This is a genomic window from Candidatus Eremiobacterota bacterium (assembly GCA_031082125.1).
In the GTDB taxonomy this organism is placed as follows: Bacteria; Vulcanimicrobiota; CADAWZ01; order CADAWZ01; family Ess09-12; genus Ess09-12.
In genome coordinates this window covers 1-24473 of sequence record JAVHLM010000021.1, presented here as the reverse complement: position 1 = coordinate 24473, position 24473 = coordinate 1, and the positions used below count along the sequence as shown (strand labels likewise).

Here is a 24473-nt window from a genome sequence, read left to right as displayed (position 1 = left end):
GTATATCCTATATTTAAATAACACTTTAATACTACAAAATTAATGAGATATCAATAGTATTTAAGCCTTTTTTTACTTTTATCCTATGACCTCTCTTTGTTAAATTGGCCATTATTTACTCAATTTTGGTATTGTATGCTGTAGGCAAAATATAGTATAATGAGAATAAGTCTTAATTAGCGTTGAATTTTTATGGGAAATTTTTACTCGCATCAATTTCCCCGAACCAAAACCAGAGCGGGACTGGAGTTTTTTCATACTGCAGAAGCACTTGCACCATAGACAATGACAGAGGCAGGAGGAGGGAGCATGGTAATGAGGACCCAAGGGATCAGGAGCACCAGGACGGCAGAAAGCGCCACAAGGCTGAAGGATAGAAGAGGGGCGCCGGTCAGCCTGAATGCTTACCGATGGCACAGAGCTGCGGCACTCCTGCTGATCATTCTTGCCTTGGCAGGGTCAGCCGTCACCGCAGGGCCCTCACCTGCCTATGCCTCAACAATAACCCGCACCTCCTCATCGGACTATTACATAGATGCAGCCGATGGGCTTGTCTCGGGCTATGCCTCATACCAGGTGACAAGCTCGTCAGACTACGCCGACATGTGGGTCACCATTGGAAGCTTCACCGGCAACGTGGGGCTTTCCGACAATGCCCCGAACAAGTACCAGATAGGCGCCATAAGCAACGGCGAAACCAAGACGGCATTCTTCTTCCTCAAGGCAGCCACCACAACTTCCACAGCGCAGACTCATCAGATAAAGCTTTACAGTGGCAACCCCGATAAAGGCGGCGTTGAGCTGCAGGCAGGCACCTTTACCCTGAACACCGTCTCTGACGTGATTGCGGCGAATGCCAACAAGGTGACCGGTGGAACGGTCACCTTCAGCCCCCCCGAGCTGAGCCAGCCCATCACTCTCACCATAGACGGGGAGAGTGGCACCATCGGAAGCTCAAAGCTGTTGGTCTTCACACCTGCCGCAAAAACGGGATGGAACGCCACGGCTTTCAAGATGACCGGCTCGACCATCACCCTCTCGGGAGGCAATACGGGAACCTACACCGATACGCTTGCAATAACCGTTCCCAATACTTCCAATACCACCTACCGCGCGGTCTACACCTTCAGGGCCACGAGCACCACTTCCAGCGAGACTCCCATCTATCCCATAGCCCACATCAGCAGCGGCACCCAGATAAAGCACACCTCCACGGGAAATTTCGTGACCCTTCCGCCGGTTCCCGCAGTGGTGAACTACCTGGCCCTCACCGTGTCAGCAAGTCCCACATCGCTGGAGCCCGGCGGGACCGTGACCTATACGGTGACCATCACCAACTCGGGCAGCCAGGCGGCCACGCTGAGCTCCCTCGCCGCTGCCCTCAGCAGCGGCTTCGGTTACGCTCCGGGCACTTCCCAGTATAACGGCTCCGCCATCGGCGACCCGGCGCTGAGCGGACAGAACCTCACCTATACGGGGCCCTTCACCATTCCCACGGGAACAAGCAGGACCCTCACCTTCAATGTCACAGCGCCTTCCACCACGGGGACCTATACCACGAGCGCAAGCTTGTCAGCCATCCTTTCCGATCCCGCCGTGCAGATAGACAAGACCGCGGATACGAACGACAATAACCCCGCCACCGCATCTGTGACCATTGCAGAGCTTGTGGCTCCCAACATCACGGGGCTCGATCCCTCATCAGGCAAGGTGGGCGCTGCCGTCACCATCGCGGGCTCGGGCTTCACCGGCACGACCTCCGTCACCTTCAACGGCACCGCGAGCACCTTCACCGTGACAAGCGACACCTCCATCACGACGACGGTACCCAGCGGCGCCACAACGGGAGACGTGGTGGTGACCAACTCGAAAGGATCAGGCAGCAAGTCCTTCACCGTCATTCCCGCGCCGACGATCACGAAATTCACCCCCGCGAGCGGCGCTCCAGGCGACGTCGTTGCCATCGAGGGCACCAATTTCACCAGCGCCACCTCCGTGAAATTCAACGGCACCAGCGCGACATTCGCCGTGCTCAATGACAGCACCATCTCGGCCACGATTCCCGGCGGCGCGGGGAGCGGCACAATCTCCGTGACCACACCGGGCGGCACCGGCACCTCGGCTGACAACTTCAGCATCGAAGGGGCACCGACCATCACCAGCTTCACTCCCACCAGCGGCGTGCGGGGGGCGGCCGTCACCATCACCGGCACCAGGTTCACCGGCGCCACCAAGGTGAAATTCGGCGCCGTGGAGGCCGGCAGCTTCACCGTCGTGGACGCCACCAAGATCACCACAGCTGTGCCCGACGGCGCCGTCACCAGCGCCATATCGGTGATAACGCCTGAAGGCACCGGCACCTCGGCTGACAGCTTTACCGTGCCTGCGCCGGTGATTACAGGCCTGTCCCCGGGAAGCGGTATCGTGGGGGCCACGGTGACCATCACCGGCAGCAACTTCACCGACGCCACCAACGTAAAGTTCAACGGCGTCTCGGCGGCAGCTGCAATGACCGTCGTGGACAACAGCACCATCACCGCCAAGGTGCCCGACGGCGCCGGAACCGGCAAGGTTTCCGTCACCACAGCGGCAGGCACCGGCACCTCCGCCGATGACTTTACCGTCATCGGGGCTCCCACCGTCACCAAGCTGACTCCCTCGAGCGGCGTGCCGGGAACCCTGGTGACCATCAACGGCACCGACCTGACAGGCGCCACAAGCGTCAAATTCGGCGCCCTTGAGGCCAAGTCTTTTGCTGTCATCAGTGGAAACACCATCACCGCCACAGTTCCGGCGGGCACCACGACTGCCCTCGTCTCAGTGACGACCCTCGCAGGCACAGGCATTTCGGCTGACGACTTCACGGTGCCCGCGCCCGTCATCACCAAGTTCACTCCGGCAAGCGCCGCGGCAGCCGATAAAGTCACCATCTCCGGCAGCAGTTTAACGGGCGCCACGAGCGTCAAGTTCGGCGGCACTGAATCCACCTCGTTCTCTGTTGACGATGACAGCACCATCACCGCGGTAGTACCCAGCGGCGCCACTGATGGAAAGATCTCCGTGACCACCCCCGGCGGCACCGCCACATCCGGCGCAACCTTCTCGCTTGCCTCTCTTCCTCCCTCGGGCGGTGGCGCCGGTGGTGGCGCCGGTGGTGGCGGCGGTGGTGGCGGCGGCGGCACGGTAAGCACCACCGCTCCCGTGATAAGCACCGTCTCGGTGGCTTCAGGCACCCCCGGAACCTCCCTCACCATCACGGGCACCAACTTCACCGGAGCCACGGCAGTGTCTTTCGGCGGCGTGGCATCGACATCGTTCACCGTCCTCAATGACGGAGCCATCGTTGTCACCGTGCCCTTCGGCGCTGCAAACGGCGCCATCACCGTCCAGTGCTCAAACGGCACGGCCGTCACGGCTTCTACGTTTTCCGTGACGGGCCTCCCTGCCATCACCTCCTTCACGCCCCAGAGCGGAGGGAACGGCACGGTCGTGACCATCTCCGGCACCAACTTCACAGGGGCCGTCAATGTCACAATAGGCGACATGCCCGTCACCTCCTTCACAGTCATTGACGACAACACCATCACCGCCATTGTCAGCGACTCCATCACCGGTGCTATTGTGGTTACCACGGGGAACGGCATAGCTTCAACACAGGCAACCAACCCCTTCTCGGTGAACCAGATAAGCGCTTCTGTTATCTCCTCCTCGCCGGGAGCAGTGTCGTTCTCGGGTGGAGTGGCCAACGTGGGCTCTTTCCAGGTGGGCAACACGAGCAAGGAAATGCAGACCCTTAACGAGGTGACCATCCAGATATCGGACCACACCTTCTTCGCAAGCGGTACCCTTACGGCCACGGCCTCAGCGGGAACGGTCATCGTCACGGCAACGATTAATGGACCCGCGGTGACTTTTACCTTCCCCACGCCGCTCACCCTCCAACCCGGCGAGGTCGCCACCATCAGCCTGAGCATGGTGAGCTCAGGCATCGCGGCAGGCTCTCCTTCAAAGGGGGGCGGCCTCGCAACGCTCTTCAAGGCAGGCTCTCCTTTGCTTGCACTGATGCTGATCCTCTCCATTCCGAAGAGCACCCGCAGGGGCCTGATGATGCTGATGGTTGCAGGAATTCTTGCGTGGAACCTCTCAGGCTGCTCGGCGGGAGGCGGTGCTTTCGGCTACCACATCGACCACTATGACCTGTATTCCGGCGGGGGGAGCACCGCAAGCTCCCCGAAGACGGCGACAGTCATTATCACCAGGATTACCGGCCAGGGTCCCAGGGGAGAGATCGTGAACTACAGCAACCTCCCCGTGCAGGTGGGCTCAGTGACCATTGACGGGAAATAGCCTCATAGCGGAGATGTCCCCGCGTAAACGCCGGCCCTTCTAGCTGGCGTTTCTCATTATTGGCAGGGCTCCGCGGATCTTCCCAGGCCGCAGGCGGGGAAGGCAGAGGAAAATGGAAAGGCCTGTGGAAAGACCTGAAAGAGAGGCCTGAGGGTTCACGGAAAAGGAGCGTCGTGAGAAGTTTTTTTCTTTTTTCCCTCCTTGTCTTGCTCCTCTCAGCGGGACCTTCCGCAGGCAGGGAAAAACCCTCTCCCCCGGCCCGGAAGGCAGGCCTCCTCGCCACCTACACCATCATCGCGGATATGGCACAGTCGCCCGTCTCCCACGGCGGCCTGAAGTATGAACGCGACAACGGCGCAGGGAACATCCTCCTGATTAAAGAGCGGGTCTCCTCCGGCGATCCGCTTTACAGGATGATTGAAAAACTCCCCCTCCCCCCGGGTGAAAAGGGAAAGCTCCTGGGAAAGCTCTCGCGGGGGATCCTGAAGATTGCCGTGGACATGGGCGCAAGGCCGAAATACTGGCGGCACAACGTGGAGCTCTTTGAAAAAAGCCATGCCTCTTCCCTTGACTTCCCGGGCCCTCCCGATCTCATCATCATCACGCACAACCACTGGACCAACTACAGCGGGGGCCTGGAGTATTACCAGAAGCACTGCCCCTCGGTGCCGGTCCTCATCACCGAGGACATGAAGAGGGGATTCCTCTGCTTTGATTTTGACCAGGCCGGGGCACCCATGTTCCAGACGATAAGGACAGTCTATGCAAAATACCCCCTCGTGATGAAGACCGGGTACACACCTCTCACCAGGCACCTTGCCGTCATCACCCGGCAGTTCAGGGTGGCCAAGCCGACAATCGCCGTGGTGAACGGTCAGGTCTCCACGAGCGCTTACAGGGACTACCCCGAATATGAAAACACCCTGGTGGTCCGCACGAAAGAGGGGAATGCCCTCTTTACCACCTGCCTTCACTCATTACTCTACGATGCCGTTAATATTGCCCAGACGAAAACCGGGAAGCCTGTTTACCTCTTCTGCGGCGGCTACGAGGAGCGCCATCCCGCCATCAAGCTCGCGAAGCAGATCGCGCCGGACATTGAATTCTGGCTCTGCCACTGCGCCAGGGTCGAAGTGCTGCAGCAGCTTTACAAATACCCTCAGTGGATAAGCAGAATCTCCATGGGAGAGAGCATTACCATTGAGGAATAAGGGAGAGAGAACAATGGCCTCGATGTTCCAGCAGGGCTCCGCGAAAGTGCTCTTCTGGGTCTTCATACTGTTCTGCCTGGTTACAGGCGCCTACCTGCTCACGGGGGGAGACCCGGGAGCCCTGCGCCTGCCGGGAGGGCTGTTTCACGGGGAAAGAAGGGAGCCTCCCTGGAAAAGCCCTGCAGAGCCTATGGCAAAGCCCCTTCCAACAGGAATTCCTGCGGCAGCGATGACGGCACGGGCCACAGGGCCGCCGGATGTTCGCCGGTCACCTGAGGCAACGGCTGCACCGGCCTCATCCTCCGAGCCTCAGGACGATGATGAGAGCCGCCTCATGACGCTCCCCTACCTTACCAGGGCGCCTTCAGCAAAAAAAGACCTGAACAAGCGGGGCGTCGTAGCCTTCCGCAGAGGCGCCTGCGCCGGGGGCCTCAATCTTTATGCCTCAAACACCACAAGCGAGGCCTACCTGATGGATATGGAGGGGAAGCGCCTGCATACCTGGCGCACCAATTCCCTCAGGCCATGGCAGAACGTCGCCGTTGATCCTGACGGGAACCTTCTGTTCCTCGAGGTGGGCTTCCTCATCGGCAAGCTGGACTGGGGATCACGACCTATATGGAGCTATGAAACACGTTGCCATCACTGGATTTCAGCCGCCGGAGACGGCGACATCTACACGCTCTCCTGGGAGCGGCTCCCTGTGGACCACAAGGGGAGAAAGATATCGATCCTGAACGACTCCATCATCCACCTCTCCCCCTGGGGAACATTGAGAAAGAGGCTCTCCCTCTATGAGTCCCTGGGTACCTTTGTGCCACAGAGCGATCTTGACCTGGCGGGGGAGATGCGCTCTCCCCCCCGGCCCGGCAGCCCTGCCGACATCTTTCATACCAACACGGTCTTCAGGGTGGAACGCGAGGTGCCGGGGGTGTGCAGCAAGGGAGACCTGCTCATAAGCATGAAGCAGATGAAAACGATTGCCTTTCTTGATCCAGAAAAGAACAGGGTGGTGTGGCGCTGGCAGAATGACAGCATTGAGGGGGTCCACTCACCGGTGCTCCTCGCGAACAACCATATTCTTTTCGTTGACAACGGCGGCATAGCCTGGCAGTATTGCAGGGTCCTGGAGCTTGACCCCCTCACGGGAAAGATTGTCTATGAATACAGGGATGACAGCACTCCGAAGGATTTCGCCTCTTCCCCGGGATCCGTCGAGGTGCTCGGGAATGGAAACATGCTCATCACCGAGAGCACCAGGGGGAGGGTCTTCGAGGTCACCAGGAAGGGTTCGGTGGTATGGGATTTTTTCAACCCCGAAATGGACGGCACCAAGCGCTCGGCCATTTTCCGCATGACAAGGCTTTCTCCCTCCCTTTCCGGAAGCCTCATGGAGAAGCTGGGGCGGGGGAATCCATGAGAGTGATCGTGACCGGAGGCACGGGGTTTATCGGCGCTCCCCTCTGCAGGCGCCTCGCCGAAGCGGGCCACGAGGTACTCGCCGTGACAAGGAAGGACGGGGCCTCAGGTGCCGGGGGTGCCCCGCGCCCTGATGGAGTCTCTCGTCTCATCGCCTGGTCAGACCTGGGAAAAAAGCCCCCAGGGAGCCTCATTTCCCCGGGCACTGCCCTCATCAACCTCGCGGGGAGCCCCATCGCGGCAAAGCCGTGGAATGTGGCCGCCAAGAGAGAGATTCAGGAAAGCCGCGTGGCTTCCGGGAATGCCCTCGTCAATGCCGTGAAGAGCGCCGGTGTCATCCCTTCCGTGATCATCCAGGGATCGGCCGTGGGCTTCTACGGGAACCGCGGCGATGAGAGGCTCACGGAGGAATCGGGCCGGGGAACAGGCTTCCTCTCCGATGTCTGTGCCCGGTGGGAAGCCTCCACTTCCGGGCTCAGGGACCTCGGGGTCCGCCATGTGACGGCAAGGATCGGGCTTGTGCTGGATCATGGCGGCGGCGTCCTCGAGAAGATGATGACGCCTTTCAGGCTCTTTGCCGGAGGCCCCGTCGGCAGCGGCCGCCAGTGGATGGCCTGGATCCACCGCGAGGACCTTGTGGAGGCGATTCTCTTCCTGATGGCCGGAGAGCGCCACGAGGGCATCTTCAACCTTGCCTCTCCGGAGCCCCTGACCATGCACGATTTCGCCGCAAAGCTCGGGAAAGTCATGGGGAGGCCCTCGCTGATGCGCGTGCCGCCGGCGGCCGTGCGGGCCGTCTTCGGAGAGATGGGCGAAGAGACAATCCTTGCAAGCCAGAGGGTGTACCCCGAAAAGCTCTCGGCGAGCGGCTTCACTTTCAGGTACCCTGCCATTGAAAGAGCGCTGGAGGCCATCATCCACGGGGGGAAAAAGGCCCGGTAGTCTCTTGCAATGGACCATGCATTTCCCTTATAATACTGGTATTATCTCTTCACTGAAAGGAGTCTCATGAAAGACACGGCGCTCACCAGAAGAGGATTCCTGCGGGCATCGATGGCGCTTGGATGCGGCTTTCTTCTCCCCCGCCCTTTCAGTGCCATGGCTTCAGAGACCGACCCCTGGTATGCCGCCCACAGAGACCGCTTCACCGCCGAGTTCGAGGTGATGCTGAAGTCTCTGAAGGCTCCCCTCACCTCCTGCCTGGGCAGCGACGACGCCGGGTACTGCCTCGAGAGCGCCCGGAGCGGCTTCGAAAAAGTGCTGGCGGAGCTCCCTCCCATCGGCGGCGATCAGAACCTGTACATGAAGTACTTCATCTCGGGGGCCCAGTATCTCGCCCTGTACAGTCCCCTGAAGAAAAAATCAGTTGAGGGCCAGGTCTTCGGCAAGATCATGTATGATCTTGTGACCGGGTATTACGCCTCAATGTCCGAAGAGGACAAAGACAGGGAGCGTGACTATTTCTTTTCCGACGAGTACCTTGAAAAGCTTGATGTCTGGGCTTTCTCCACCCTGGAGAGGTGGTATGGCGACAACTGGCTCTGCATGTTCATCCGCGGCGACTGGAGGACCTTCGATTTCGGCTATGACGTGAGGGAGTGCGCCGTTTTCAAGCTCTTCGCGAGGGCCGACATCCTGGAGGTCATGCCCTACTTCTGTTGCCTGGACTTCCCCAGGAGCATCGCGCTGGGCACAGGCCTCGAGAGGGAGAAGAGCCTGGGCTTCGGAGACACCAGCTGCATCTTCAGGTACAGGAAGGGGCGCGAGGTAACCCAGAATTGGGATACCGAGATGGCGCGCCTTGACCTCAGGTTCCCGCCCTCGACAAGGGAACCGTGATGAAGGGAGGGGGGTAAAGATGGCCCTTTTCTGCGAGTTCTGCGGGAACGAGAACCTGGATTTTGCGAGCTTCTGCTCAAGGTGCGGAAGCGCCATCAAGGGTATTCCCTCGCAGGGAAGGCTTCTTCCTGCCGGACTTGTCCTCAATGCATGCTATGAGATCACGGAGCTTGTCCATGCCGGCAGCAAGGGCGCCCTTTACCGGGCCCGCAACAGCAGCACGGGCCGCGGGCACTTCGTAAAAGAGCTTATCTGCCCGGAGGGAGCCTCCGTGAAGGGGGAGACCCTCGAGAGCCGCTTTGAAAAGGAGGCCGCCGCCCTCACCGCCCTGAAGCTTGAGAAGCTCCCGGCCATCACGGACCATTTCACCACGATGCAGAGGTATTACCTGGTGACAGAGCTCACCGAGGGGAAGGATCTGAAGACCCTCCTGGAAGAGCAGGGCTCCCAGGGGCTCCCGGAGAAGTGGGTGCTCCATCTTGCCATCGAAATTCTGACGGTGCTTGACCACTGCGACCGCTTTCTCGCGGGCCTCCTTGATTTCACTGTCCTTCCGGGAACAGTGATTGTCACCTCCGGCGGGAGCCCGGTGCTGGTGGACTTCACCCTTGCACTGATCACTGGCGCCACTGGCAATGAGGCTGCCCACGTGAGGGCCGTCGGCGCCCTGATGTATACCCTCCTCACGGGGGTGGACCCTGAGGATTCCCTCTCCCTGGCATCACCCGATCCCCTGGGAAGGTTTGTAACTTCTGTCGCTTCCATTGAGACATTGAGCCCCTCTCTCACACCGGAGCTGAAGGGCGCGGTGATGAGAGCACTGGAGCCTGATCCCTCCTGGGCCTTTCCTTCTCCCCTGGAATTCCAGGAAACCCTCATCACCATTGAAATGAATGAACATCCGCAGCTGGCAACCCTGGAAAAACAGGAGCAGAAGAGGAGCAAAATGCTGAAGACAAGGGAGATAAGGGGCGGGGGGAAAAAGCTATGGGCATTCCCTGCAGGGGGGCCAATCCTGTCAAGCCCCGGTGTCGGGGGAGGCTTCGTCTATTTCGGAAGCTTCGACGGTCATCTCTACTGCCTTGACGCCTCATCGGGAGCTCTTGCCTGGAAATACCGCACCGGCGCAAGGATAATCTCAAGCCCCTGCGTTTTTGAGGGGGCTGTGTACTGCGGGAGCGAGGATCTCAGGCTCCACTGCGTCGAGGCGCTGAGCGGCAGGAAAAAATGGAGCTTTGACGCCCGTTCATTTGTCAACTCGAGCCCCCTTGCCGGAAAAGGCTTTCTCTACGCCGCGGCCCAGGATGGTCATCTTTACTGCCTTGACGCGGAAAAGGGCACCGTCAGGTGGAAGTACAAAACCAGGACCATGACGGACGGCTCTCCCTGTATTGAAGGGAGCAGGCTTTTTCTGGGGGACAAGAAATACTTTTACGTGCTGGACTCCCGGAGCGGAAGCCTGATAAGGGAAGAGGAAATCGGGGACTCTGCGAACTCCAGCCCCCTCTACTACAGGGGACTGATATATCTGGCCTGCACGATGTCGGGCCTTCGCTGTATAAACCCCGATTCGGGAACGACCTTGTGGAACTTCAAGGACAGCAACGCGTGGATCACCATGTGGAATGACGCAAGCCCATGCGCCGATGAATCCAGGGTGTTTTTCGGGAGCCGCGACGGGAGGCTCTACTGCCTGGACGGACAGCGGGGCTCCCTCCTCTGGGAGTTCAGGACCCGGGGCAAGGTGACCTCCAGCCCCTGCTGCGCCGGAGGCTACCTCTTCTTCGGCTGCGACGACAGGCACCTCTACTGCATTGAGACAGAAGAGGGCCGGGAGATCTGGAAGCTCCTCACAGAGAATATGGTCCGCTCAAGCCCCTCGGTGGCCGACGGGCTTGTGTACTGCGGGAGCAACGACGGGAAGCTCTACTGTATTGACTCCGGCACGAGGGGGATCTCGGCGCCCAACTCGGTGAGCCGCCAGAAATGAGAGGGAGAAGAATCCATGAACCTTGAACTCAGAGAAGAGCGGGAGACCATCGCCCTCACCCGGGACCGTCTCCACCGGGGCGTCACCGCCATGGACACGGCGTCGAGAGCCCTCCTCGCAATCCCCCTCGCATGCCTGGGAGTAATTTCCCTCCTCCTGGCAATGGTGGGCTGCCTCATGATGAAAGAGACCGGGATGGTGCTATGGAGCGTATTTATGATAGGGTGCTTCGGCTTCTTCGCGGTGCTGCTCCTCTCGGTGAGCTTCTGGTGGATGAGGGACACGGCCATGAGGATAGTCCTCGGGATAAAAAGGCTTGCCGCCAGGATGCGCCACCCCGGCAGCGCGGTGATAGCCGACTATCCATGGAATGCCGCCGGTATTTACGATGACTATTACAGAAGGCTGCTGACCCCCCTCATGGGAGCCTTTTTTTCCCTTCTGATCGGGATTGCCTTCGCGGGCTATGATCATTTCTACCCCGATGCTTCCCTGGCATCGGCGGGCAGCGAGGGCCGGAGGACCCTCATCCACTTTGTCTTCTACTCGATGGAATGGGCCTGCCTGCTGGCATTCCTGTTCTGCGCCGCCCTGGTGAGCAACGTCTATCTCAACCAGGGGCGGCATTTCATGATATTCAGGGAGTTCCCCTTCCACCCGGGCGCCATGGTGCGCTGCGCCCTCAGGCACTCCAGAACACTCAGCGAGGCAAAAAGGTTGGTCATCACCCTGCGCCATATCGAGGAAAAGCTCGTCCCCAGCGAGAAGCAGAAAGGCGCGTTCAACCATCTCTGCTTCCAGGCATACTCAGTCACGGCTGCCCTGGATATGAACCGCGCAGGAAGGGACGAAGAGGGCAACATCTCCATTGAGCTGCCCGTGCCGCCCGACGCCCCGGGAACAAGGCTGCGCTCCGCCGAGCCCTGCTACTGGGAGCTCGAGTTTTACGACGAGGCAAAGGGCAGCGACAACGCCGTGAGGTTCCTCATCCCTCTCTACCGGGAAGAGGGATCGCCCCAGTGCGGTGAAGGGGCTTCATGATGAGAGGTTTTTCCCGATGGGAAGGGACCTGGAGAGGAGAATATCGCGCCCTGTGGAAGCACTTGAAGAGCACCACACCGTGCTGCCGGGGAAGGAGGCAATCATCGCGCTCCTTGCCAGGATAAAATAATAATAAGGAAGGTGTCTTGCATGAGAAATCTCTGTCTGGTGTCAGTATTTTTGTTTTTTGCTTTTCTCTCCATTCTCCCTGCGCCCTGTGCTGCGGGAGAGGGCAGCGGCGGACCGGAGACCGGCTATCCACACGGCTCGCCCTTCCCCCCCGGCGGCGAGCCCTCCCTTACCCACACCGTCAACGTGTTCTGGATTACTGAAGGGGCGGCGGACCGCACCGAGATTACCGTCAAAACCCCGGGCTCAATGCCCACGCAGATCGAGAGCGTCTTCCCCGGCGGCAGGGGCGGCTCACCTTCTCAAAAGAACCCCATTGCCGCGTCAATCGCCCCAGAGTGCGACTACCACCTGATTTTCGTGCCTGAGCATGACCGCCGGGAGCTCAAGAGCGGGAAGGTCTACCGCTCAACCGGCACGGGCACCCTGCAGATCAGGATTTATGGCTTCAAAAGCGATGATTACAAGGTCCAGCCCGAGATTTCGGTGAAATATTTCAAGGGGGAGAGGCAGACGGGAGAAACGTCCCTCAAGATGCACCCTGTTTCGGAGAAGATCATGAAGCAGGAAAAAGGGGATAAACAGCCCTGAACACTATGAAATGGTCACCATCTGACAAAACCTACTGGCTTCTTGTCATTATCCTTGCTCTCTCGGGGGCTGCCAGCGTCTTCTTCATGCCACTGCACCTGATGCCGGGAGCTGAGCTTCCCGCGCCGAAACCGGTGCTTGCCCTCGCGAACGGCCTCGCCCTTCTTGTGATATACGGCGGCCTGGGTTTTCTGGGATTAAGGCTCTCAGGAAAACTCGGCTTCAGGAAGATTTGGGATCCTGAAGTCTCACAGAGAGAGCGGTTTGTCATCCCCCTCATGACCGGCGCTGCCCTGGGCATATTCTTTATCCTGACGGACCGGGTATTGTGCAGATTTCACACCCTGGGCGGTCTTCCCCACCCCCCCTTCCCCGCGTCCATTCTCGCCTCCGTCACGGCAGGCATCGGAGAAGAGATTATATTCCGCCTCTTTTTCATCTCCCTGTGGGTTTATCTTATCAGCCGACTCCTGCGGGACAGAGGGAAAAACCAGGTGTTCTGGACAGTGAGCGTTTTCTCAGCCCTCGCCTTTGCAGCCGGCCACCTCCCTGCGATCTTCATGCTTTATGGCATCAAGAGCATGCAGGAACTGCCCTGGGCTCTGCTGGCCGAGCTCCTGCTTTTGAACGGCGTGCTCTCCCTTTTTGCCGCAGATTACCTGAGAAAATGGGGGTTCCTGGCCGCCGCGGGAGTCCATTTCTGGACCGACATCGTGTGGCACGTCATCTGGGGGGGCCTGGCGTGAGCTTCCTTCCCTTCACGTAGGACTCCGTCACTGCCACTTCCCTGGTCGCCATGAGCACTGTGTAGAGACGGCCATGCATCCGCTTCACCGGGTCGTCGGAGCGGAGGCCCCATTCCAGGGCATAGATAAGGGGCTCCCAGCGGTGGGGATCGATGACTACCAGGTCGGCTTCGCGGCCCACGTCAAAATTGCCGATGCGGTCCTCAAGATCAAGAGCCCTGGCCCCGCCTGCGGTGAGCATATGGAGAAGCCTGGCAGGATGGATGGCTGCGGCTTCCTCTCCCGCCTCGCTCAGGTGCACCTTGTATGCCATGTTCACCACGTCAAGCATGAACCAGCTGTCGCCGGCGGCAAAGTCGGTGCCCGCCGAGATGGTGACGCCAGATGCCGCAGTGCGCCTCCAGGGCATGGTGCCGCTCCCCAGGAAAAGCTGGCTCACAGGGCAATGGGCCACCGAAGTGCCCGTTTCGGCCATCCTCTCAAGCTCGCGATCCTGGCAGTGCACGCAGTGGGCCAGCACGCTCCGCCTCCCCAGGAGGCTCTCGCCTCCCTTTCTGCTCCCCGGGAGAAAGCGGCCGTCATAGGTGTCCAGGTACGCCTCCACGCCGTATTCGCTCAGCACTCCGGCAATCTCGCCGTTCTGGGGCCTGTTGTTCTCATTGAGATGGGAGGTGAAATAAACACCGCGGCCACGATATGCCGAGTAGAGCTCACCCAGGGCCTCCAGGGTCTTCGCAGTGACGGCGAGGGAGAAGCGGGGGATGACGGCCACGGCAAGAAGGCTTTCCCTGAGCTGTTCAGCCGTGGGGGGATGCCAGCGCTCAATCTCCTCCCCGGTGAGCCTGATGGCCTCGTCCTCGCCGGTCATCAGGGGCCTGGCGGCATCGGGGCCCGTGGTCTGGATTGTGCGGCCGATGACGCCGCGGAGCCCCCTTTCCCGGTATTCGGCAAATAGAGCCTCCTGCGCCGGGGGGAACTGTGACCCATAGACAAGCGACGTGGTCGTGCCGGCCGATATGAGGCGGTTGCAGAAAGCCCGTGCGGCACCCAGGGCGTATTCCTCGTTGCGGAACTTTGCCTCGGCGGGGAAGATGCAGGCGGTAAGCCATTCGAGAAGCTGGCCGCCGCCGTAAGCATCGATTGAGTTGAGCTGCGGAAAGTGGATATGGGTATCGATGAAACCGGGGAGTATGAAACAATCCCTGTGATCGACTACCTTCACGGGAGCCCCTGTGGGTGAGGGACGGTCCACGTGGCGGCCGCACCACTCTATGATGCCGTCGTCGCTCACCAGGATGGCGCCGTCAGGGATCTCTACCAGGGCATCGACAGCCTCCTCAAGTGAAGGCCGCCCCGTGAGGTGAAAAACATGCCCCCTGTGGAGGGTGCTCATAATCATTCCCCCTTTCACTGTCACTCCATGAGTTTCATCGGTGCCGGCCTCACTCCTCCCGGGAAAAAAAATCAGCGAGGGAGGAGTGGTGCCCTGAGGGGGAGAACCATGGAGTCCTATGAAAAATCATCTGTTTCCCCCTGGACTCCTGTGTGCCTTGCTTGTCGGTTTTTTTTCGGCGCTGCTCCTCTTTCCGGCAGGCACCCCGGCTTTTTCCCAGGATGGTGATGACTTCATCATCATTGACCTGGTGAATGAGCAGGACCCCTGCTTCAGGAAGCCCCTCCACAACCTTTTCTCCACCTCCTGCGACGTGACCCTCATAGACCTGAGGAGAGAGAAGGACCAATACCTTGGGTTGAGAAAGTCCGGCTGCGCCGTCGTGATGATAGATGCCGACCCGTCATGGGCCTCTGCCCGTTCCTGGGCTCCTTCCCCCCGTGCGGCGGCACTGGCATGCCATGCATCGTGCCCTGAAGAGATTCTCCCCCTTATCCACGAGATAGCGGAGCGCTACGCTCTTGACCCCGAGCTTGTGCTCTCTGTTATCGAGGCCGAGTCGGGCTTCAACGCGAAGGCCCTGTCTCCTGCCGGCGCCTGCGGCCTCATGCAGCTCATGCCGGAGACAGCAAAAGGCCTTGGCGTGAGCGACCCTTATGATCCCTGCCAGAATATCCGCGGCGGCACCCAGTATCTGAGGAGGCAGCTTGACCGTTTCGGCACGGTGGAGCTTGCCCTGGCCGCCTATAACGCCGGGCCCGCTGCAGTGGAAAAATACGGCGGGATACCGCCCTATGAGGAGACGCAGAATTACGTGAGGATTGTGCTCTCGAGGTATTACGGCGCGGCACCTTCCCAGGCGGCGAGAGGCACCCTGGTGCTCCCCTGAAAGATATTCCCGCTTACCCTTCCTGAGGCGCCTTTTCCGCAGATGGAGGCGAGGCGGCAGGCTCTTCCCCCCCTGCAGACTTTCTGCGGTGGTAGCGCTTGTGGGCTATGTAAGCACCGCATATGAAAAAGAGAACAAAACTGAGTAACAGCAACAGATAAGGCGGCCTGGGGATCTCATCGGCATAACGGGTGACCATGAAGAAGTTACCCATCAGCATGACAGCCGAGAGAAAAAGGGCTATGATGCCCCCCAGGGTGCCTCCGAAGAGGACGCTCATAAGGTGGCTCTTTTTTTCATCGTGGTCCACGGCGGCACCTCACCTCCCTGCCTCACAGATTTCGCCGCAGGCCCCCTAAATCCTCCGGGTCAGGTCATTCCCCTCGAGTGCGGGGGGAATGACCTTGTGGAAATAGCTCTCGGCGCAGTCGGGGCATATGCTGTGGGAGATTTCAGCGCCGGAGTGCTCTGTGACATAGTCCTCGATCATCTGCCAGTACCCTTCGTCGTTTCTCACTTTCCTGCACCAGGCGCAGACGGGGAGAAGGCCGCTCAGCGTCTTCACGTCGGCAAGGGCTTTCTGGAGACTGGCGATGAGCTCTTCTCTCTCATTGAGGTGCTTTTTCTCCTCGGTGACGTCCTTGCCGAACACCGCAACCATGACAACCTTCCCGTGGGTATTAAACACAGGGTACAGGCTGCTTTCAATCCACCGCCCGTCCCGCTGATCCACAAACTGATGGGGCTGGCCCGAGCGCAGGACCTTCTCCACCTGCAGCCTTCGATTGGCTGCTATTTCAGGGGGAATGCACTCAAAGGCATTTTTCCCCACAAAATTCTCCTGGTCCAGGTTCAGGGCCGCCAAGGTCATCTTGTTTGCTGCAACAACAGTGCCCCGGCAGTCTATGAGAAAAGCCGTCACATAAGGAACATCAAGGAGCACACGGAACTTCTCGTAACTCTCCTGGAGCTTTTCTTCGGTCTCTTTCCTCAGGGCAATCTCACCGGCCAGCTCTCCCGCGAGGCTTTCAAGCTCGGCAGTTCTCGCCCTGACAAGGCTTTCAAGCTCTTCGTGGGATCGCTTAAGTACGCGCTCCGCTTCCCTTTCCCCTGTCACATCGCGAAATATGCCTATGACCGAGGACATCTTCCCATTGTGATCATTGACCGGGATAAGGCGCGGCTCGAAGGATCGCCCTTTACCACCTGCCTCTATGAGCACGTCGCTGCTTTTCAAGAGCCTCCTCTTTGAGAACACCTGCTCCAGGTCCCTCATGAGAAGTTCACCTGTCTCACCCGGGAACAGCTCTTTCAGCGGGGTGGCCACGGCGAGGTGGGCCGGCGGCATGCCCAAAAGCCCCGCAAAGGTTATGTTGCCATAAAGAATAACCTTTTCAATGTTCACCAAGAATATGGCATCGGGTGATGCCTCGAGGATTGAGCGGAGCGTCTGCTCGCTCTGCATCAGAGACCGCTCCGCGTTTCGGCGGTGGGTAACGTCAATAAATGAGGCCATCAGGCAGAGGGGGGTACCGTCATCGGGAGATCTCACCATCGTAGCCGTGAAGAATACCTCCCCGGTCGATCCGTCCTTTCTCCTTATCACCATCTCTCCCTCCCAGCTCCCCTGGCGCATGATGCCGGGAAGGATGCCCGCCGCCGCGATGGGATCGTCAAAGAAATCAAGATAGGAGCGCCTGATCACCTCCTCTTCCCTCTCATACCCCCAGAGCCTGAGGAACGCCGGGTTTACGGCGGTGACAACTCCGTTGAGGTCGCCGAGGGCAATGGGTGTGACGGTAGCATCGATTGCGGCGCTTTTTACCGCGAGATCGTGGAGGACCTGCCTTTCAGCGGTGATATCCACCACAAGAGCCTGCACGTGGGTCACGGTGCCCTCGCTGTCTCTCAGCACTCTGTTCCAGTCCCGGAACCAGCGCATCTCTCCAGATCTGCACAGGAGGCGGTACTGCTGGGACCATTCGTCGATGCCCTTTTCCATGAATGAGGCCACCTCGGCCTCAAGAAGAAGGAGATCGTCCTTGTGAGTGATGGCAGTCCAGGACACGATGCCGGAGAGGAGGTCTTCCCTGGAATAGCCGGTCACGGCGAGGATATTCTCGGAAACATACTCGACAGGCCACTCTCCCGGGGCATTCCTCCAAAGCATAAGCACCACGGGGCTCCTATTCACGATGGAGCGCATGGCCTCGAGCATCTCATTCTCCCGGGCAGCGCCGGCAGGCGTTTTCTTACCAGGCATGGGCATTTTTGCAGAGTGCTTTCATTTAGCCTTATTATAATCCACCGCACTGATGAAATATGTATTTTTTGATACATGAGGGTTACGCCATCCGCGGAAGAAATTGATGCAGCCGTAAGTGCAGATGCACAGAGGGGAGTGATGGCTGTTTGACGAAGCATAGGGCCCGTGGTATACTTAAAAAGCGGGGGGTTCACAAGGCCCGGCCTGCTTATCATCTGCGCGAAGATTTCCCTTCCCCTTGCGTGCCCGTCTTCCCGCTCTTGAGACCCTCAAGCTCCCTGAAATCTCTTGCAGGCTGAAAGACTTTCCATTGCACACAGGAACTGTGAGCGGTGGAAATGACACGATGATGCGAAATGCTCCAGGAGTCACCGGCAATGGACAATGAGAAGGCAGAAAGGCTTGGAAGCCAGCTGGAAAGCCTATATAGAGAAATTGACGAGCTCGCGAAATCAAAATCGGCCCTCAGGCATAGAATCACCGAGCTGAAGCGGGAGCTTGCCAATAACAAGACCCTCATGGACAGCCTGCCGCACTTTGTCTCTTACAAGAACAGGGAAAGAGAGTATGTCTCATGCAACAGGAGCTATGCCAGATTTCTTCGGATTGAAAGCGACGAGATCGCCGGAAAGACAGACCATTACTTTTATCCTGCAGAGCTGGCGAAAAAGCTTGAGGACTTTGACAGGAAAGTGATTGGATCCGGAAAGAGTGAAGAATTTGATGAGGCTTTCATGGCGAGAGGCCATGAGATCCTCATACGGATGGTGAAAGTGCCTGTATACGATGAGGAAGATGCCGTAGCGGGTATTCTCAGCATATCCTGGGACATCACCGAGCGGATGCGCGCTGAGCGGGCAATCCAGCAGGCCCGCGAGTTTTCAGAGAGCATTGTGGACACCATACGGGAGCCCCTGCTGATTCTTGATGAAACGATGCATATCTTGAAGGCAAGCCGCTCCTTCTACGGGACCTTCGGCGTGGCCCCCGAGGAGACTGTAGGGAAATGCATTTATGACCTGGGCAGCCGCCAGTGGGACATTCCCAGGCTCCATGAGCTGCTGGAGCATATTATTCCCGAGGCGCTCTCCTTTGAAAACTACGAGGTTGCCTGCGACTTTCCCGTCATCGGCCGCAGGATAATGCTCCTCAATGCACGGCGGATATTCAGGGAGCTCAACCACTCCAAAATTATCCTGCTGGCCATCGAAGACATCACGGACCGCGTAGAAGCGGAAAACAAGCTCAAAGAGACCAGGGAAGAGTTCCTTGCAACCCTCACCCATGATATGAAGAGCCCCCTTTCGGCAATGCTGGGGTATCTGGAGCTGATGGAAAAGCCTCAATTCGGTCCCCTTCCTGAAAAGGCGGCTCGTTTTCCGAAAATAATCCGCTGCCTGATAGATTCCCTGCTTGCCATGATCCATAACATCATGCACTCCTCAGTTATTGAGACGGGAATGGTGAGCTATTCCATGGAAGATTTTCCGCTCGATGCCCTCCTGAGGGAGCTGCACGATACCTATGAATCCCTGACACTTCTCAGCGCAATCACTCTGAACTTCAAATGCCCCGAAGGAGTATGGGTCCGGGCGGACAGGGAAAAAATCCGCGCCGTGTTCTCCAATCTCCTCATCAACTCCTTCCGTTACACGCCGCCGGGAGGAACCATCTCGGTAACTGTCCTGCCGGCCGACGACCGTGTGCTGCTGAAGTTCACCGATACGGGAAAAGGCATTGCCCTGTCCGAACAGGGAAAGCTCTTCCAGAAATTCATACGGATCAAGGGGGAGTGCCGCGGGACAGGCCTGGGGCTCTATACCGTAAAGAATACCCTCGAGGGCCACGGATCAGGCATTGAAGTCAGGAGCTCACCAGGAGAGGGAACGAGCTTTACCTTCAGCCTTGAAAGTGGCAGCGTTCCTGAAAAAAAGCCTCAGAAGAGCCACCTTATCCTGGTGGTGAGCGATGAAGAGAGCGGTCCCCATATAATCCGGGAGGCTCTCGCAGGCGAGGGCTACCAGGTGGATTTTGTCAGGAACATGGAGGGCGTTCTGGAGAAGATTTCCTCTCCCGAGCAGAATCCGAGCCTCATCCTGGTATACCACGGGAATACCAATATTACCGTTGAGGAGCTCAGGAGCATAATCCAGGAAAAGATCGCCCTGAGGAAAATCCCGGTGATACTCATCTCATTGCTGGATCTTCATGAGTGGGAAAGCACCTTTTCCGCCCTCATCCCCATGCCTCTCGATATCCCCTTCCTCAAGGAACAGATAAGAAAGATTATCGCCTGACGGGGCAGGCAGCGGGATTAGTTCATCCCTGCAGATTCCGTCCTTTAAATTAGTTCTTTTCCCGCCCCTTGCTGAGCGAATTTGGTCCTTACGGTCGTTGCCGCCGGGCATTGTACCCTGATAAGATTGAAGAGGACTCACCGCATGTCATGAAGTTCCCTGTCCCCACAGCCGAGGACTTTCTCCTCAGTCCCTGAAGCGGAGCTTGGCGGCCCGGGACACCTTGAAAGGAGAGCAGGTATGAAAAGCAAAAATGCCAGAGTCACCATTTTCACCGCGCTTGTTCTGTGTCTTTCCATTTCTCTCGCAGGATGCACGGGAGGAGGCGGCATCGAGGGCTTTACAGGCTCTGCAGGCATTGCAGGCACACAGGGCGCCTCCACAGGCACCGATACTTCAGGGGGTTCATCCTCGAGGGCTGCCGCTCTTCTCGATCAATCCCAGTACAGCGCTGACTTTGCCCTCACAGGCGACTGGGGAAGCGGCTTTGGCGCCACTATCACGGTAAAAAACAAGGGCGCCGTGCGGATCAACAACTGGAATCTGGAATTTGACTTCAACCGCAAGATCAGCAGCATATGGAACGCGAAAATAGTGAGCTCGGCGAATAATCATTATGTCATAACGGGCGACACGTGGAACTCCTTCATCGAGGCGGGCGGGAGCGCAAGCTTCGGCTTCAACGGATCGCCGGGCAATGTGAAAACCTTCCCCTCGAATTATGCCCTCAGGGGGGAGTCCGCCGGCGGAGGCTCCGGCGGCACCGCGTCAGGATCGGTGACGGTGACCTACACTACCACCTCCGACTGGGGAAGCGGCTTCAACGGCGAATTAAAGGTGAAAAACACCGGGACATCGGAGGTGACCTCGTGGGCAATGGAATTTGACTTTGACAGGGAAATCACCGGCATGTGGAACGGGAAGATAGCCTCGCACCAGGGAAGCCATTACACGGTAAAACCGGAGCCTTACACAGCCCTCATAAAGCCGGGAGCAGAAGTCTCAATCGGCTTCGGCGGGACTCCGGGCAACGTGACGGAGGGCCCTTCGAGCATAAAGATGACGTTGAATGGCGGGACAACGCCCACGCCAACTCCCACGCCAACTGCCACTTCGACTCCAGACCCGACACCTGCACCGACTGCCACGGTTACTGCGACTCCCACTCCAACGCCGACTCCTACTCCAACAGCAACGCCGACTCCTACTCCCTCTCAGTGCGGACCGGTCCCGGGATGGCCCTCTTATATCGCGATGGGCGCCGTCACTGACGGGGATTACACCAACTCAGGCACTTTTGCGGGCAGGCCCGTGGACTCCATCTTCAAATACGCAGGCGACGGCGGCAACGGCGATCCGGGAAAAATTACCTACCCCGTCTATACTACCAATACCATGAAGCAGGCAGAGCTCCTCACGGCATCGTCGGGCAGAAAGGTCGTTCCTGTAATGGTGGTCTATACAGCCGAGATGAGCGGCGGCACAAGCTTCAAGGATTTCGACGACAGCAACAGTTACCTCACCATGCACTTTGTGAACCTGATGCTCGACGCCGGCATTATGCAGTCCTACAAGTCAGCAGGCAGTCCCAGCCCGGGATCTATTGTTCTGAACCCCGACCTCCTCGGCATGGTGCAGCAGCAAAGCCTCTGGACTGCCGACGGCACAGGGACCCTCAACGGCAGGCTCATCGAGGTGAATGGAGCCCTCAAGAAAGCATACTGGTTCATGACGACCAGGCACAACTGGACCGTGGAGCGCTCATGGGGAAGCCCTGTCACGGCAAACAGCCTCACCCCCCTGGAGTTTATTGTGCTGGTGAACAGCGGGGGGCTCAAAAGCCAGGGGGTCTATTCAGCCTGGGACATAAAGAATGGATGGGAAGCGACCGCGCTGAAGATCCTGCAGTCGGCGCCCTCATCCACAAGCGCCGCTATCCCTTCTTTCAGCGACACCTTTCCCGGGTGGATCCAGGCCACGAACTGGGCGATCAAGACCTTCGGACCCTCCATCACCTTCGGGTGGCAGTCCAACGTGTGGAGCACCGGCACCTCACACTGGGTGCACCAGAACCTCACTGACGGCCAGGTCAAGGCATCGTACGCGGCTCCCATATCAGGGCTCTGGAACCAGCTTGGAGTCTACAGCGGGGGATACAAGCCTGATTTTGTGGTCTTCGACAAGTATGAGATGGACTCCACGGCGGCAGCAGGCATAGGATACCTCTGGAACCAGAGGGACCTGGACAATTATATGGCCTTTGTGAAGCACATAAGCGACGGCCTTGGCTTCACGCCGGTGATGCTCTGGCAGATCCCGGGGGGGCACCTGCAGAAAATCACGGGCGATGTGGACACCAGGGGGAACCACGGCTCGACAGAGCCTGACTACTTCTTCGGCGACGCAGGCCTGAAGCCCGATTTAAGCAACGTGCAGCCCTATATCCTGAGCATCACTCTCGCAGGCGGCGTCTATGGCTTCCAGGGAACAGCCGGGGAGTATCTCACCATGAACGGCCAGGACTGGACGGCAGGCCACATGGCGAAAGCCAAGGAGTGCCGGGTATTCTCCATCCTGTGGGGAGGCGGCCAGACTACAAGCGTAGGCACCGTCGGAGCCAACGATAACGGCTGGCTCTCGGGAAAAATCATCGAGTATTACAGATCACCCACGAACCTCTGACTGCGGGGGCAGGGGGCCCGCTACTCCTGGTCCTGCATCTTTGTGAAGAATTCCAGCTCCTTGGGAGTGGAGATGACGGAGCCTTTCCCGTAGTCGCTGAACCAGGTGAAGCTCCCCATGATGGGAAGGCTGATGGAGTGCTTCTTCCTCTCCTGGAATGTCACGGGCTTCTCTTCCAGTATCCTTGCCGTGGCTTCATAGGCGTTGATCTCTTCTCCCTTGAGGGCGTCGCGGGAGCCCTGGAGGGCCATGAGCCCTCCACCGGCAGCGGCACCATAGGAAGACATGGTCAGCGCGGCTGCCCATGAGCCGGTGAAAAGGCCGATGGGCCCGCCTACGGCAAACCCCACGCCGGCGCCTATCAGTGCGCCGGGGATTCCCTTGTAGATCATGGACTTGAGAACCCGCATGAAAGAGCTGGTCGTGCCTTCCTTGACAAAGCGCCAGGGATGGGTGGAGCCCATGGTTTTCCTGGTGAAGTAAGAGAGATTGTGGGCCGTCTTGCCCAGGACATTCTCGGCCTCCGTGGGCTTGGTCTCCTGGTCCTTCTTGAAGCCTCCCGGCAGAATGATCGGCGAGGGCTCGGGGGGCTTCTCCTTCTCCAGGGCCATGTCGGGGTTGTAGAGCTGATGGAGGAGCTTGAGCTCTCCGAAGCTCTTTATCACCACGGGAGCGCCGAAGGTGACTTCAATTCCTATGTCATTGGCCGAGACCTTGGTAGTCTTAGAGAGATTTGCCATCGTGTCCACTGGCTTGAGCTGATCGCCCCCTATTTTCGAGACGGCGCTCAGGTTGTCGGGGGAAAGGTCAAACTGCATGCTCCTGCGGGGTTGAAAAAGGACCTCCTGGCCCTTCTGCAGCCTTGCGAGGGCTTCAAACTCGCTTATCTTATGCCTCTTCTTGAGGGATTTTCCCGTCACCTCGTGGAGGCTCCAGGGGAATCCCTGGTTCTGCATCTTCTGGGTGAAGTAGCCCATCATCTTCGCCGCGTCATCAATGGAGATATTATTGTAACTCTTGTGCTCGAGGGGGATCTCGATCTTGTCCTGGTAAAGGGCGGGATCGATGGTCTTCCCGATGCCTTCGGCCGTGTGCTCAGCCATCTTGCCCACGGTGTCTTTCACGCCCTTGAGGGCATTCTTGACCGAAAGGTGCACCTTGTCGATTATTCCATGGGATCCTTCGTCCTGCGGCGCCGGCGGCGGCTGAGGCAGGGCGTTTCCCGGGGGAGGGTAAAAGGGTATCTGGCTGTTAAGGGCGTCCATGGGCGCTCCTCCCTTGCTCGATCTTGTTGATCCTGCGCTTCAGTTCAGGTGCGGCCCACCGGGCAATGGCACCACCGCCGGGCAGGCCTGCGTCACAATTATTATAGGGCAAAATTTTTCACTGTGCAATGGTACAATTGTTAACGTTTGGAAAAATCTGCAGAACCCGGTTTTGCATAAAGTCTGAGCTCCCGAGTGAGTCCTGGTGGCAGGAAAGCTTCCCCATCGAAAAATTATTTACTGCAGCCATAAGAGGGGCGACCGTTGGCCCCGCCCGCCTGGGCAATGGCCGTGAGAGGGCAGAAACAGGCCGTGGCGATTCTTTGAGACCCTCCAGGGTCATTTTTGACCTTTTCACCCTTTAAGGG

General features: G+C 58.5%; 16 protein-coding genes. 12 read left to right on the top strand and 4 right to left on the bottom strand.

Annotated features, from left to right (window positions below):
- The first annotated feature begins 309 nt into the window (after positions 1–309).
- The 9 genes from RDV48_20735 to RDV48_20695 all read left to right on the top strand — a co-directional run bounded on the left by RDV48_20735 (position 310) and on the right by RDV48_20695 (position 13313).
- Positions 310–4347, top strand: a complete 4038-nt coding sequence (locus RDV48_20735; protein ID MDQ7825239.1) for an IPT/TIG domain-containing protein — start codon at positions 310–312, stop codon at positions 4345–4347.
- A 173-nt stretch (positions 4348–4520) separates the two neighbouring features.
- Complete coding sequence (locus tag RDV48_20730; GenBank protein MDQ7825238.1) at positions 4521–5558, top strand: hypothetical protein; 1038 nt, start codon at positions 4521–4523, stop codon at positions 5556–5558.
- A gap of 13 nt (positions 5559–5571) precedes the next feature.
- Positions 5572–6978 carry an arylsulfotransferase family protein gene (locus RDV48_20725; GenBank protein ID MDQ7825237.1) on the top strand — a complete coding sequence of 469 codons (1407 nt, stop codon included), beginning with the start codon at positions 5572–5574 and terminating at the stop codon, positions 6976–6978.
- Positions 6975–7919 carry a TIGR01777 family oxidoreductase gene (locus RDV48_20720; protein MDQ7825236.1) on the top strand — a complete coding sequence of 315 codons (945 nt, stop codon included), beginning with the start codon at positions 6975–6977 and terminating at the stop codon, positions 7917–7919. Before RDV48_20725 ends, RDV48_20720 begins: the two co-directional genes overlap by 4 nt.
- A 66-nt stretch (positions 7920–7985) precedes the next feature.
- Positions 7986–8816: an L-2-amino-thiazoline-4-carboxylic acid hydrolase gene (locus RDV48_20715; GenBank protein ID MDQ7825235.1), complete on the top strand. Its 831-nt coding sequence runs from the start codon at positions 7986–7988 to the stop codon at positions 8814–8816.
- 19 nt (positions 8817–8835) lie between these two features.
- Entirely contained in the window at positions 8836–10806 is a 1971-nt protein-coding gene (locus tag RDV48_20710) for a PQQ-binding-like beta-propeller repeat protein (GenBank protein MDQ7825234.1), read from the top strand.
- A 15-nt stretch (positions 10807–10821) separates the two neighbouring features.
- Positions 10822–11847: a hypothetical protein gene (locus tag RDV48_20705; protein ID MDQ7825233.1), complete on the top strand. Its 1026-nt coding sequence runs from the start codon at positions 10822–10824 to the stop codon at positions 11845–11847.
- Positions 11848–11997: 150 nt separating this feature from the next.
- Positions 11998–12567 (top strand): hypothetical protein, encoded by a 570-nt coding sequence (locus tag RDV48_20700; protein ID MDQ7825232.1) that lies wholly within the window; start codon positions 11998–12000, stop codon positions 12565–12567.
- Between the two features lie 5 nt (positions 12568–12572).
- On the top strand, positions 12573–13313 hold the full coding sequence (locus tag RDV48_20695; GenBank protein ID MDQ7825231.1) for a CPBP family glutamic-type intramembrane protease: 741 nt from the start codon (positions 12573–12575) through the stop codon (positions 13311–13313).
- Here the strand turns inward: RDV48_20695 and RDV48_20690 are convergent.
- Positions 13291–14706 (bottom strand): amidohydrolase family protein, encoded by a 1416-nt coding sequence (locus RDV48_20690; protein MDQ7825230.1) that lies wholly within the window; start codon positions 14704–14706, stop codon positions 13291–13293. The genes RDV48_20695 and RDV48_20690 overlap by 23 nt on opposite strands.
- Positions 14707–14824: 118 nt before the next feature.
- Here RDV48_20690 and RDV48_20685 point away from each other — a divergent pair, with 118 nt between their 5' ends.
- Positions 14825–15595 (top strand): lytic transglycosylase domain-containing protein, encoded by a 771-nt coding sequence (locus RDV48_20685; GenBank protein ID MDQ7825229.1) that lies wholly within the window; start codon positions 14825–14827, stop codon positions 15593–15595.
- 13 nt (positions 15596–15608) lie between these two features.
- On the opposite strand, the gene RDV48_20680 is transcribed toward RDV48_20685, so the two are convergent.
- The gene (locus tag RDV48_20680; GenBank protein ID MDQ7825228.1) at positions 15609–15905 is read right to left on the bottom strand and encodes a hypothetical protein; all 297 of its coding nucleotides are present in this window, start codon (positions 15903–15905) and stop codon (positions 15609–15611) included.
- A 45-nt stretch (positions 15906–15950) separates the two neighbouring features.
- A complete protein-coding gene (locus RDV48_20675) occupies positions 15951–17858 on the bottom strand; it encodes a PAS domain S-box protein (GenBank protein ID MDQ7825227.1) in 1908 nt (635 codons plus the stop codon).
- 380 nt (positions 17859–18238) lie between these two features.
- Here RDV48_20675 and RDV48_20670 point away from each other — a divergent pair, with 380 nt between their 5' ends.
- Together RDV48_20670 and RDV48_20665 are read left to right on the top strand one after the other, a co-directional pair.
- Entirely contained in the window at positions 18239–20158 is a 1920-nt protein-coding gene (locus tag RDV48_20670) for a PAS domain-containing protein (protein MDQ7825226.1), read from the top strand.
- Between the two features lie 240 nt (positions 20159–20398).
- Positions 20399–22840 (top strand): cellulose binding domain-containing protein, encoded by a 2442-nt coding sequence (locus RDV48_20665; protein MDQ7825225.1) that lies wholly within the window; start codon positions 20399–20401, stop codon positions 22838–22840.
- A 20-nt stretch (positions 22841–22860) separates the two neighbouring features.
- On the opposite strand, the gene RDV48_20660 is transcribed toward RDV48_20665, so the two are convergent.
- On the bottom strand, positions 22861–24105 hold the full coding sequence (locus tag RDV48_20660) for a hypothetical protein (protein MDQ7825224.1): 1245 nt from the start codon (positions 24103–24105) through the stop codon (positions 22861–22863).
- Between the last annotated feature and the right edge of the window lie 368 nt (positions 24106–24473).

Bases quoted from the DNA above. Each gene is read 5' to 3' on its own strand.
- RDV48_20735 (MDQ7825239.1), top strand. From the start codon at position 310: ATGGTAATGAGGACCCAAGGGATCAGGAGCACCAGGACGGCAGAAAGC.
- RDV48_20725 (MDQ7825237.1), top strand. From the start codon at position 5,572: ATGGCCTCGATGTTCCAGCAGGGCTCCGCGAAAGTGCTCTTCTGGGTC.
- RDV48_20720 (MDQ7825236.1), top strand. From the start codon at position 6,975: ATGAGAGTGATCGTGACCGGAGGCACGGGGTTTATCGGCGCTCCCCTC.
- RDV48_20715 (MDQ7825235.1), top strand. From the start codon at position 7,986: ATGAAAGACACGGCGCTCACCAGAAGAGGATTCCTGCGGGCATCGATG.
- RDV48_20710 (MDQ7825234.1), top strand. From the start codon at position 8,836: ATGGCCCTTTTCTGCGAGTTCTGCGGGAACGAGAACCTGGATTTTGCG.
- RDV48_20705 (MDQ7825233.1), top strand. From the start codon at position 10,822: ATGAACCTTGAACTCAGAGAAGAGCGGGAGACCATCGCCCTCACCCGG.
- RDV48_20700 (MDQ7825232.1), top strand. From the start codon at position 11,998: ATGAGAAATCTCTGTCTGGTGTCAGTATTTTTGTTTTTTGCTTTTCTC.
- RDV48_20695 (MDQ7825231.1), top strand. From the start codon at position 12,573: ATGAAATGGTCACCATCTGACAAAACCTACTGGCTTCTTGTCATTATC.
- RDV48_20690 (MDQ7825230.1), bottom strand. From the start codon at position 14,706: ATGAGCACCCTCCACAGGGGGCATGTTTTTCACCTCACGGGGCGGCCT.
- RDV48_20685 (MDQ7825229.1), top strand. From the start codon at position 14,825: ATGAAAAATCATCTGTTTCCCCCTGGACTCCTGTGTGCCTTGCTTGTC.
- RDV48_20675 (MDQ7825227.1), bottom strand. From the start codon at position 17,858: ATGCCTGGTAAGAAAACGCCTGCCGGCGCTGCCCGGGAGAATGAGATG.
- RDV48_20670 (MDQ7825226.1), top strand. From the start codon at position 18,239: ATGGACAATGAGAAGGCAGAAAGGCTTGGAAGCCAGCTGGAAAGCCTA.
- RDV48_20665 (MDQ7825225.1), top strand. From the start codon at position 20,399: ATGAAAAGCAAAAATGCCAGAGTCACCATTTTCACCGCGCTTGTTCTG.
- RDV48_20660 (MDQ7825224.1), bottom strand. From the start codon at position 24,105: ATGGACGCCCTTAACAGCCAGATACCCTTTTACCCTCCCCCGGGAAAC.